We start from the raw sequence: 10,663 nt of genomic DNA on the forward strand, positions 1-10,663 counted from the left end.
GGCGCTCGGTGCGCCGGCCCGGTCGCCGCCGTGCGGCAACAGTCCCGCCTGGTCCGGCCGTTCGGTGACATGAAGCAGGTGCAGCGGACTGCCGTGCAGCCGGGCGTGCAGCGCGGCCTGCTGGACAACGGCCTGCTGGTCGCTCCCTTCGCCGACTCCCACCAGGACGGGACGACCGGTCGTGACGGTGTCGTTCATCGGACTGCTCCTCTTCGTCTTCGGGTACGCCGGCGAGCCAGTTGGCTCACTGGCGGTCCCTGCTACCCGGGAGAGGCGGGGCCCAAGGCGGTGTGGTTCAGCCGTTTGCGTACGGGGCGAGAGCCCACCGTCGGGACAGCGCCCGCAACACCGCTTCGAGGTACGCGCGGGCGCCTGCCACGGGTCGCCGCAACGGACCCACTCCGTACAGCCGTCGTGCTCGCGGTCCCACAGACGTCGCTACCCCGCATGCCCGGAAACGGCAGGTGGCGTGACCTCGATCATGGTGGCCGTGCCCACAGCGGCCTGCCCTCGTGCATCGTGATCACGTCGCCGGGCTCGAGATGGCGCCACTGTCCGGGGCTGAGAGGAGCCACGCGGATCGTCGCGCTCTCTCCCGGCGCCGGCTCGGGCACACCCTCCACCCACAGCTGCGCGATGTTCAGCCCCGGCGCGCCGTCGGGCGTGCGGCTGCCGATGTGCCACAGCGGCCTGAGCTGCCCTTCCCCGGGGAGCGCGGTCCGACGCCCACCCTCCTGCGTCCTCAGCAGGGTCAACCTGGCCCGGAAGGTACCGTGCCGCAACTTCTCGCCCCGCCACACGCACCAGCGGGCGCTGCGCTCCAGCATCATCTGCCGGGCCGCTTCAGCGAGATGGCACCAGAAGTCCACGGGAACCGGATGCCCGTCCCCGATCTCCATCAGAAGAGCGAGCACCAGCTCCCACTCCTGCCGGCGCTGGTAGTCGCGCACGTCGTCGACCGTTACGCCGTTCTCGGCACGGGCACTCTCGGGGAGCAGATCGGCCGCGTACCGAAGGAGTGTGAAGGCATCGTCCCCGCCCGGCATTCTCCAGGGAGCAGGTCAGGGACGGCGGTTGTGGGTGCCGGGGGTGTAGCCGAAGGCGCGGCGGAAGACGTCGATGAAGGCGCTGGTGGAGGACCAGCCGCACCGGTGGGCCACGCTGGTCACCGGCATCTCGTCGGCCAGCATGCGAAGGGCGTGGTAGAGGCGCAGCTGGGTGCGCCACTGCGGGAAGGTCATGCCCAGTTCGCGGCGGAAGAGGCGGCTGAGGGTGCGTTCGCCGGCTCCCGCGGTGGCTCCCAGGGCAGCCAGGGTGCGCGGGTCCGCGGGGTTGTGGTGCAAGAGGTCGCACACGGCGGTGAGGCGGGGGTCGGTGGGGGCGGGCAGCTGTAGCGGTTCCTGCGGGGAGGCCCGCAGCTGGTCGAGGAGAACCGCACGCAGGCGCAGCCGCTCGGGACTGTCGGTGTGGGGACCACGGGTGGCCGCGAGGATCAGTTCGCGCAGCAGAGGGCTGATGGTGAGGACGGTCGGGGCGTCCAGGCCGAGGGGATTGGTGTCGGCGGGCAGGCCGAGCAGGTGCAACTCGAGGTGGCCTCGCGCGCGATGGGCGTGGACGCAGCCGGCGGGCACCCAGATGGCGCGGTTGCCGGGAGCGAACCAGGTGCCCGCGTCGGTGGTGACGGCCAGGACACCGGAACCCGCGTAGACGATCTGGTGGTTGTCGTGGCGGTGCGCGTCGATGCGCTCTCCCGGGGCCAGCGTCAGGGTGCGGGTGGGCGCCTCGGGAGTGTGGCGGATATCCGGCATACCTTGGCACTTTATCGGAAGCGCGCCATGCGGTGCGGTGGCGAGGATGCGGAGGTGACCACGCATCCGTCAGCGAATATGTCAGCGCATCCCTCAACGCATCCCTCAACGCATCCCTCAACGCATCCCACAACGCCTCCGTCAGCGCATCGGACCTCGCGCACCGGGCCCATGACGCTGCTGTCCCTGGGGCACGCCTGCGTGGACATCTACCAGGGAGCGGTGGCCGCGCTGGTGCCGTTCTTCGTCGCCGAGCGGGCCTACACCTACGCGGCCGCGTCCGGGATCGTACTGGCCGCCTCCCTGCTGTCCTCCGTGGTGCAGCCGCTGTTCGGGGCGCTCACCGACAAGTGGGCCATGCCGTGGCTGCTGCCGCTGAGCACGCTGGCGGCCGGCGTCGGCGTCGCTCTGAGCGGCATCAGCGGCTCCTACGCCCTCACCCTGGCTGTGGTCGCCGTATCCGGAATCGGCGTCGCCGCCTACCACCCTGAGGCTGCCCGAGTGGCACGCCACGCCAGCCGTGGGAGTCACACCGCGATGGGCTGGTTCTCCCTCGGCGGCAACCTTGGCTTCGCCGCCGCCCCGCTGCTGGTCTCCGCCGTCATCGCGATCGGCGGTCTGCCCGCCTCGCCGCTGCTGGCCGTCCCCGCCCTCGCCGGCGCGGTGCTCTGCGTGGCCGCGCGGCGGGCGGTCACCGCACCCGCTGCTGCGACCGCGGCCGCGCGCCAGGCCACCGGCAGGGACGACTGGCCGTCCTTCATCAAACTTTCCGGGGCCATCGTGTGCCGCTCGATCGTCTTCGTCGGCCTGAGCGCGTTCCTCTCCCTGTACGTGCGTCAACGCACCGCCGGAGGAGCCGTCTCCGGCACGGCCGCCCTGTTCGTGCTCTACCTGGGTGGCGCCGCGGGCACGGTGGCCGGAGGAAAGCTCGCCACCCGCTATGGCCGTATCACCGTCGTCCGGTGGTCCTACGCCCTGACTGTCCTCGCCGTCGCCGGCGTCGTCTTCGTCCCCGGTCCGCTGCTGTATGTGTGCGTCGCCCTCACGTCGGTCGGCCTGTACGTGCCTTTCTCCCTGCACGTCACCCTCGGCCAGGACTACCTGCCCCAGCGCGTAGGCACCGCCGGCGGCGTCACCTTGGGCCTGACCGTCAGCATCGGCGGCCTGGCGAGCCCCCTCCTCGGCGCCATCGCCGACTCCACCTCCCTGCAGACCGCCCTCACACCGCTGATCGCCCTGCCCGCCCTCGGCTGGCTCTTCCTCCGCACACTGCACGAGCCCGACATGCCCGAAGCGGTCACCGGCCGGGCAACCGGCACCGTACAACCGGAACCTGCCGAGGACGCCCCGCCCCGCGCCTGAGCCTGCGATGCCCGCGGGGCTTACGGGCGAACCCCCGCCGCACTCACGAGGGACCCCGCTGCGCGACGGCAATCTCCCGCATCGTCCGCAGGAATCGCTGGATGGCTTCCCCCTCCGACTCGGTGAAGTTCCGCATCGCCGCGACGATTTCCGTAATGAGCGGACCGAAGAACAACTCTCCGAGGGCAACCGCCCGTTCATCCACCTCAAGCAGCACCCGGCGCCGGTCCCGGCTGTCCCGTACCCGCCGTACGTGCCCGAGCCCTTCCAGCCGGTCGACAAGGGCCGTGGTGCCGGCGGAGTTCAGACCCAGCTGCCCGCCGAGCCAACCCGGCGTCGCGGGAGTGTGCGACCGCGCCGCGTCCAGCAAACAGATCAGGGCGCGCAGGTCGGTCGGATGCAGCCCATTGCGCTGCGCGAACTCCCCTCCGAGCAGGTCGAGTTCGACGGTGACCGCACGCAGTTGATGCACCACCTGCAGGCCGGGCTCTGTGTCGTCCATGCCGTTCCGCTCTGCCTCGACTGGTCGCTACGGTGGCATAGTATCTCGCTCGGCGAGATACTTGCTCAGCGATACATCTCCCCTGGGGGACTCCAGTGACCGAAGACCTGACGCGTTTCCTCGCCGCCTACGACGCCGTCCTCGCCCGCTGGCCCGTGCCCGTCGACCGGATGGACCTCACGTCGCCGTACGGCACGACCAGGGTCACCGCGTGCGGTCCCGAGGACGGAGCGCCGCTGGTGCTGCTGCACGGTGGCGGCACCACCTCGACGGTCTGGTTCGCGAACGTGGCCGGCCTGGCCCGTACGCGACGGATCTACGCCATCGACCGGATCGGCGAGGCAGGCCGCAGCCTGCGCGGCGAGCGCCCGATGCGCTCCGTCGACGACCTTCATGACTGGCTGGACGGCGTGCTCGACGGCCTGGGCCTGGGCCTGGGCCCGGAACCGGGCCTCGAACCGGGCCTGGGGCGCGCCGATCTGTGCGGGCACTCCTACGGTGCCTGGATCGCCCTCACGTACGCGCTGCGCGCACCGCAACACATCCGCAAGCTCGTCCTCCTCGACCCCACCCAGTGCTTCGCCGGATACAAGGCCGGGTACCTGCTGCGCGCCCTTCCCCTGCTTGTCCGGCCCACGGCGGAACGGGCCGGAGCATTCCTCGCCTGGGAAACCCGCGGCGCGGAGGTCGACTCCGCGTGGCGGGAACTGAACGGTCTCGCCGCCGAGTTGCCGCACACGAAGGTCATCACGGGCAAACGCCCGCGGCCCCGGCAGCTGCGGGGCTCGACCGTGCCGACGCTGGTGCTGCTCGCCGGGGACAGTCGGGTGCACGACAGCCGCCGCGTCGAGGCGGCAGCCCGCCGTCACCTGCCGCACGCAGAGACCGCCGTACTCCCCGGCCTCTCCCACCACGCCATGCCCTTCGTTCACGCCGCCGCACTCGACCGCATGATCCTGGAGTTCCTCGAGAAGCCGTGACGCGGCGGAAGCGGGGGCATCCGCTTCCCCGGTGGGGTGCGGTGACCTTCACCCCACGCCGTACAACCCCCTGTCCCCATACCGGGATTGCGGCCTGTCCGATGGATCGTGAACAGGCTGCGCAAGGGGCCAGTGTGGTGATCTTTGCGCACACGTCACATCGCGGAGGCGGTGACGGGAAGTCAGAGGCTGATCACTGTCTCTGCTTTCAGGAGGATCCATGCGTATCCGTACCACGCTCTTCGCAGTCACCCTGGCCACCGCTGCCCTGCTCGGCAGCGCGGCCACTGCCGCCGCTGATGACGGCGCGGACCCCGGTTCGCGTGTCGGGGCGGACGTCTCCGATGCCCCGATGGGCAAGGACCCCATGCGCGGGGAGTCGCAGGGGAAGGTCGCCGACGACTCTTCCCTTGGCGAGCTGCTCGGCCTCGTGGGCGGGTGACCCCAGGGCCGGTACTCGTTCGCGACACGCACGAGATCCGGCGCGTCACTGAGTGGTTATGGGGTATTTCGTATTAGCCTTCCATAACCGTACGAAGTCGATCGGTCACCGATCGCATCCGTTCAATCCACCGGAGAAGAAATGCGCACACTTCGTAAGGCTGCCGTTGTGGTGGCCGTCCTCGGCAGCGTCGGCATCCTCGGCGCCGGCTCCGCCTCCGCCGAAGGCGGCAAGTACGGCGGCGGGAAGGGCGGCGACTCATGGAACATCAAGTCGGGTAGCTCGTGCCGGTCGCACGACCTGAACGTTGACGTCCTCGGCGAGGTCGGCATCGCCGACGGCCTGCTGGGCAACGCGCTCAACGGCGAGGGCCCCGCGGGCTCGCAGTCGACCGGGATCGGCTCGAGCATGGGCTGCAACAACAGCGTCGGCGGCGGCGGAGGCGGCGAGAAGTAAGAGAAATCGGCCCCGGTGTCCAGGCCACGGGCCTGGCACCGGGGCCCATTCTTGACCGCGCGAAGTTGGCTGACCTCCCGGGGCCGGGGCCGGGACCGATGCCGTGTCAGTGCCAGGTGGCATGCTCTGGCGGCATGACCAAAGACGAGTTCTGGCAGCTCATCGAGGCAGGCCGAAACCAGGCGTTGGACCCGAACGACGGAGAAGCGGTCGCCCGCCAGGCAACCTCGCTGCTGGCCACCTGGCCGGCCGAGGAGATCGTTGCGGCTGAGCAGGTGTTGTGGGACCTGATGACCGACTCCTACACGAATCCTCTGTGGGCCGCTGCCTACGTGATCAATGGCGGATGCTCCGACGACGGCTTCGACTACTTCCGCGGCTGGTTGATCGCGCAGGGGCGCGAGGTCTTCGAGCGCATCGTCGCCGATCCTGACGCCCTCGCAGAACTGCCCGTCGTGCGAGCCTCAGCGGCCGAAGGAATGGATCTCGACTGTGAGGAAGTCCTGGGCATCGCCTGGAACGCACACATCGCGGCGACCGGCAAGCAACTCCCTGACGACGCCTTGACTATCCGGTACCCGGAGCTGGAACCCACGGGGGACTTCGACTTCGACGACCAAGACGACATGACTCGTCGGATGCCACGCCTGGCGGCTCTCTACCTGGGGTAGGCGGAGACTCCGGAGGTCACCGCGTACGGTCAGACGGCCGACGACCTGACGGGGCGTCTCATCACCGCATGAGATTCAGGGTGAGGTCGTGGAGCCCCTGCGGGCCGCGGTCGACGCGTTCCGCGAGGTCATCGCCGGCCGCGCAATGCGGGTGGCTCACCACGCCATGAACCGCTCCAGTTCGCGTGACTTCTGCCGAAGGGTGGCCGGCCGTGCTTCCGCGGCGGCTGTCGCGGCCGACGGTGGGACGGGGACCTGGACATCTGTGGGCCCGTCTTGCGTGGTGGGCTCAGCAGGCGACCAGTCCACCTCGATGCCTGCCCGTTCGGCGAGGACGAGCACCGTGGCGACGAAGCCGTCCGAGAGGGCGATCATGACGGCGTGGCTCGTCCTGCGGTGCCTCACCAGCAGGGCCTCTGCGAAAGCGTGGAAGGCGGTCGGGTCGATCTGGCATTGGTCGTCCTGCATCGGGCCGATGCCGGACGGCAAATCCAGTTCGGCTTCGAAGACGGCGACCTGGCGCAAGAACAGTCGGGATGCGCCGTTGGACGGGTTCCACAGTGTCTGGTCACCCAAGTCGAAGTACTGGCTCACTGCGGCATCTCCCTGTTGTTGACGGTGGCAGCGTAACCAGGAGAGGAGTAGACATCGCGAGGCGTCATGCAGCGAAGAGCTTGCGGTGGGACACGGTGTGACGGGCGGGCCTCTCCCGCTGCCCGAAGCTAGCGTGGTGGGATGCAGAGCCCCGGGGAGGCGGGCGCGCGCCCGCCCGTCAGCGATCCGGCATATCCGGCGCAGATGGCGGCGCGCTCCGGCAGGCTGGACGAGCTCGACGCGCGCCTGATCCGGTGCCGGGCCTGCCCCCGACTCGTCGCATGGCGGGAGCAGGCCGGTGCCACTCGGCGTGCGGCGTTCCGGGACTGGGAGTACTGGGCGAAGCCCGTACCGGGATGCGGTCCGTCGGACGCCGCGCTGGCGGTTGTCGGGCTGGCGCCTGCCGCGCACGGCGCCAACCGTACGGGGCGTATGTTCACCGGGGACGCCTCCGGGGACTTTCTCTTCGCCGCGCTGCATGCCGTCGGTCTCGCCTCCCAGGCCGAGGCGACGCATCGGGGAGACGGGCTGGAGCTGTACGGGGTACGGATCACGGCACCCGTCCATTGCGCCCCGCCGCAGAACAGGCCGACGCCGGGCGAGCGGAGCACCTGCCGACCATGGCTGGCGAAGGAACTGGAACTCCTCGGCCCGAGCCTGAAGGCCGTGGTCGTTCTTGGCGCCTTCGGCTGGCAGGCCCTGCTGCCCGTCCTCGGCGACGCGGGATGGCAACTTCCTCGCCCGCGGCCCTCATTCGGTCACGGTGTCCATCTGACCCTGGCCGGCGCCGGCGGCGGGCGGCCCCTGCACGTCCTGGGCAGCTACCACCCCAGCCAGCGCAACACCTTCACCGGCAAGCTCACCAGCACGATGCTCGTCGACCTGCTCTCCCGCGCCGCGTCGCTGGCGGGGCTGGGCGGGCGTGGGTGAGGCCGGCCCGCCGATAGCCGAAGCGCCGCCACCAGGGTGACGCTCCAGAGCGCCGTTCCAGGCCCCGATCGCCCGTTTCCCGCCCCGCCCTCTCGCCACACGCCTCCCGCCGTACGACCATGTCCTCGCGCCTCGCACATGCCTCGTCCCTCCCGTACGCCGCGCCCACGAAAGTCACCTGCCCCCCGTACGCCGCGCCCGCGAAAGGACTTCGTCCATGCGCAGACCGTTTGCCGTACGTGCCCTGATCACCCTGCCGTTCGCCGCCACCTTGCTTCTCGTCCTGCCGCTCGTCCTCCTGCCCGGACCGCTTGCGCACGCCGTCGGCAGGCCGGATCGCGCGGCGAGGTCGGATGACGGGTACTGGACCCCGCAGCGGATGCGAGCCGCCAAACCTGCCTCGGGCGAGGGGGGTTGGGGATCGCGGGTGGCGCGCCCGGCCGCGGACCCCGTTCCGCCGAGCCATCCCTTCGACGGCCTGCCCCAGGTAGGGACCTTCTTCTGGACGGACGGCAGCAACACCGGCCGGTTCTGCGGCGGAACGGTCGTCCGCAGCCCGCACCGCGACCTCGTGGTCACCGCCGCACACTGCCTGCGTTCTCCCGACCCGAAGCGAAATTTGTCGTTCGTGCCGCAGTACCACGACGGAGTCAAGCCGTACGGGATCTTCCCCGTCGACCGGATCTACATCGACCAGCGGTACTACGACCTCGGCACGAACGCGGGCGCCCGCTGGGACTACGCGGTCGTCCGCCTCGCAGCGCGCAAGGACGGGGCCGCGGTGGAGGAGGTGACCGGCGGCTACGACCTCCGTCCCTACCCGGGCTACCGCCACCATGAGGTACGGCTCATCGGCTACCCCGGCAACAGTGACACCACCCACCCCAAACCACTGGACTGCACCTCCGCCACCCACCGCTACACCAGCACCGACCCGGCCGCCCCGGGCACTTTCCTGGAGATCGCCTGCGCGGGCTATATCGGCGGCACCTCCGGCGGGCCCTTCCTGGTACGGGATGTCACCGGCTACGCCCTCATCGGCGTGATCGGCGGCTACCACACGGGCGGCGACCTTCCCGACGTCTCCTACAGCTCGTACTTCACGCTCGACACGCTGCTCCTCTATCTGCATGCCGTCAGCGGTGACGCTCCCGCCGCGCCGCGTTGAGGCCGGGCAGCACGCACCGATGCCGGCGTCGCCGGTCACTACGCGGCGATGCGTGCCGCCACACAGGGGTCCTCGTTGCGGTAGCCGAGGCGGGTGTAGAGGCGCTCGGCGGGGGTGTTGTCGGCGAGCTGCCACAGCGTGCAGTACCCGTGCCTGCGTACGGCGTACCGGGTCAGCCACGCGGTCAGGGCCGCGCCGAGGCCCTGACCTCGCAGGCCGGCATCCGTGGCGACGGACGCCATCAGCGGTGCGCCGCTGTCCCGCAGGCTGCTCATCGCGCCGCAGGCCACCAGCCGCCCGTCCGGGTCGCGGATGCCGGCCCACAGGCTGACGCCAAAGGAGCCGGGGCCGGTCGAGTGGGCCGGGCTGTGCGCGGTGAGGAAGGCGAGCAGTTCCTCGTGGTGGGACTCCTCGAGTGCGACCACCCGCTCCTCCGCCCGCTGGACGGGCGGTTCCTCCATCGTCCAGCGGAAGACCCACTCCACGGCTCCGGTCACCGGCAGATGGCGGCCGGCCAGGGCGTCGGTGCCGCGGGGCCCGGTGAACTCCCGTACGTGTCCGGGGAGTTCATGCGCGGCGCGCAGGACGAGGCCGGCGGCGGCAGCCGGTTCCCCGACGCTCCACACGTGCCCGCGGGCCTCGTCGAGCCAGGCTGCGGCGCCGTCGCCGGACCAGCCGATCCGGCCGGCCGGGCGCTGCCGTGCGGCGCCGAAACGCAGCAGGGCGGAACCGGCCTGGCGCTCCAGGCCCTGGTGGAACAGGTCTGCGGTCCGGGGGACGAGGGTCGTTGCCTGCATTGCTCTCTGGGGAAGGACGTAACGGGAGGTGACAGCCCGGACACGCGCGAGCGCGGCCGGAACCGTCGGTGTGAAGTAGGGGGTTCCCGGCAGCGGCTGCGCACACGGCGCGCCCGGCCGACCGGGAGGGCCCACTGTCGCACACCGCCCCGGGCCTGGGGCAAATTCGCGCGTCGGGTGCGGCCGCCGACCGCCGGCCGCCGGCCGTCGCACGGCGCAATAATCCTGCGACCCGCACCGTGTTGGCGTGTTAGCTTCCGCAGCCATGGAACCCATCGGCGAAAAAGACATCCGTGCTTCCTTTGTGAACTGCTCAAAGGGCGAGGCACGGCGGATCAGCCTGCCGAGGGAACTGCCCGACCTTCCCTGGTCCGACCTGGACTACCTGGGCTGGCGCGACCCGGGCGCACCCGATCGCGGCTATGTCGTCACGGAGCGCGCAGGTGATCTCGTCGGCGTCACGCTCCGCACCCCGCAGCGCGTCGGCAGAAGCTTCACCAAGACCACTGCCTGCGCGATATGCCTGACCGGCCACCCGGGATCGGGGGTCTCCTTGCTCGCCGCACCCAAGGCCGGCACCTCCGGTCGCCAGGGCAACACCGTAGGCGCCTACTTCTGTGCCGACCTGGCCTGTCCCCTCTACCTCCGCGGCAAGAAGCAGACCGGACTGCTGCGCTATGAGGAGTCACTCACTCTGGAGGAGCGCATCGCCCGCACACTCACCCACCTGCACCAGTTCGTGGACAAGGTCCTCGCTCCCTGATCCGGGCGGCTCGGCGGAGGGTCTCACCTGAAACCTCCGAGGATGCCCCGGCCTTCAGGCCGGGGAGGAATCGGACTCCTGCGGAGCAGGGCAGGAAACCGGGCAGGTTCCGTCCCGGCTGGTGTTGATCGTGTAAGAGCTGTTGGTCGCCGACCCGCAGCCAACGTGAGCCAGGGATCCCCCTGCTTTG

14 protein-coding genes are annotated in these 10,663 nt (G+C 70.5%); 8 read left to right on the forward strand and 6 right to left on the reverse strand.

Annotated features, from left to right (window positions below):
* The 3 genes from AB0D04_RS34965 to AB0D04_RS34975 form a co-directional block, all read right to left on the reverse strand.
* On the reverse strand, positions 1-198 hold a 198-nt coding region (locus AB0D04_RS34965; protein WP_362711420.1), incomplete at its 3' end, for a universal stress protein.
* A gap of 281 nt (positions 199-479) precedes the next feature.
* A complete protein-coding gene (locus tag AB0D04_RS34970) occupies positions 480-1,046 on the reverse strand; it encodes a hypothetical protein (protein WP_362711421.1) in 567 nt (188 codons plus the stop codon).
* 15 nt (positions 1,047-1,061) lie between these two features.
* Complete coding sequence (locus tag AB0D04_RS34975) at positions 1,062-1,808, reverse strand: helix-turn-helix transcriptional regulator (RefSeq protein ID WP_362711422.1); 747 nt, start codon at positions 1,806-1,808, stop codon at positions 1,062-1,064.
* A 171-nt stretch (positions 1,809-1,979) separates the two neighbouring features.
* Here AB0D04_RS34975 and AB0D04_RS34980 point away from each other — a divergent pair, with 171 nt between their 5' ends.
* Positions 1,980-3,170 carry an MFS transporter gene (locus tag AB0D04_RS34980; RefSeq protein WP_362711423.1) on the forward strand — a complete coding sequence of 397 codons (1,191 nt, stop codon included), beginning with the start codon at positions 1,980-1,982 and terminating at the stop codon, positions 3,168-3,170.
* 43 nt (positions 3,171-3,213) lie between these two features.
* Here AB0D04_RS34980 and AB0D04_RS34985 read toward each other — a convergent pair whose 3' ends face one another.
* On the reverse strand, positions 3,214-3,672 hold the full coding sequence (locus AB0D04_RS34985; protein ID WP_362711424.1) for a MarR family transcriptional regulator: 459 nt from the start codon (positions 3,670-3,672) through the stop codon (positions 3,214-3,216).
* A 95-nt stretch (positions 3,673-3,767) separates the two neighbouring features.
* Between AB0D04_RS34985 and AB0D04_RS34990 the strand changes: the two genes are divergently transcribed.
* From AB0D04_RS34990 to AB0D04_RS35005, 4 genes are all read left to right on the forward strand, one after another.
* The gene (locus tag AB0D04_RS34990) at positions 3,768-4,652 is read left to right on the forward strand and encodes an alpha/beta hydrolase (RefSeq protein WP_362711425.1); all 885 of its coding nucleotides are present in this window, start codon (positions 3,768-3,770) and stop codon (positions 4,650-4,652) included.
* A 220-nt stretch (positions 4,653-4,872) separates the two neighbouring features.
* Positions 4,873-5,094: a hypothetical protein gene (locus tag AB0D04_RS34995; protein WP_362711426.1), complete on the forward strand. Its 222-nt coding sequence runs from the start codon at positions 4,873-4,875 to the stop codon at positions 5,092-5,094.
* A gap of 141 nt (positions 5,095-5,235) precedes the next feature.
* Complete coding sequence (locus AB0D04_RS35000) at positions 5,236-5,550, forward strand: hypothetical protein (protein ID WP_362711427.1); 315 nt, start codon at positions 5,236-5,238, stop codon at positions 5,548-5,550.
* A gap of 134 nt (positions 5,551-5,684) precedes the next feature.
* Entirely contained in the window at positions 5,685-6,221 is a 537-nt protein-coding gene (locus AB0D04_RS35005; protein WP_362711428.1) for a DUF4240 domain-containing protein, read from the forward strand.
* A gap of 156 nt (positions 6,222-6,377) precedes the next feature.
* Here AB0D04_RS35005 and AB0D04_RS35010 read toward each other — a convergent pair whose 3' ends face one another.
* Positions 6,378-6,815: a DUF6086 family protein gene (locus tag AB0D04_RS35010; RefSeq protein ID WP_362711429.1), complete on the reverse strand. Its 438-nt coding sequence runs from the start codon at positions 6,813-6,815 to the stop codon at positions 6,378-6,380.
* 141 nt (positions 6,816-6,956) lie between these two features.
* Between AB0D04_RS35010 and AB0D04_RS35015 the strand changes: the two genes are divergently transcribed.
* Both AB0D04_RS35015 and AB0D04_RS35020 read left to right on the forward strand, forming a co-directional pair.
* Positions 6,957-7,745 carry a uracil-DNA glycosylase gene (locus AB0D04_RS35015; RefSeq protein WP_362711430.1) on the forward strand — a complete coding sequence of 263 codons (789 nt, stop codon included), beginning with the start codon at positions 6,957-6,959 and terminating at the stop codon, positions 7,743-7,745.
* A gap of 217 nt (positions 7,746-7,962) precedes the next feature.
* Positions 7,963-8,913, forward strand: coding sequence for a trypsin-like serine protease (locus tag AB0D04_RS35020; protein WP_362711431.1), 951 nt, complete (start codon positions 7,963-7,965; stop codon positions 8,911-8,913).
* A gap of 38 nt (positions 8,914-8,951) precedes the next feature.
* Here AB0D04_RS35020 and AB0D04_RS35025 read toward each other — a convergent pair whose 3' ends face one another.
* Positions 8,952-9,710, reverse strand: a complete 759-nt coding sequence (locus tag AB0D04_RS35025) for a GNAT family N-acetyltransferase (RefSeq protein ID WP_362711432.1) — start codon at positions 9,708-9,710, stop codon at positions 8,952-8,954.
* A 265-nt stretch (positions 9,711-9,975) separates the two neighbouring features.
* Here AB0D04_RS35025 and AB0D04_RS35030 point away from each other — a divergent pair, with 265 nt between their 5' ends.
* Entirely contained in the window at positions 9,976-10,473 is a 498-nt protein-coding gene (locus AB0D04_RS35030) for an FBP domain-containing protein (RefSeq protein ID WP_362711433.1), read from the forward strand.
* The last annotated feature ends 190 nt before the right edge of the window (positions 10,474-10,663 follow it).

This window comes from Streptomyces sp. NPDC048483 (assembly GCF_040651455.1).
In the GTDB taxonomy this organism is placed as follows: domain Bacteria; phylum Actinomycetota; class Actinomycetes; order Streptomycetales; family Streptomycetaceae; genus Streptomyces.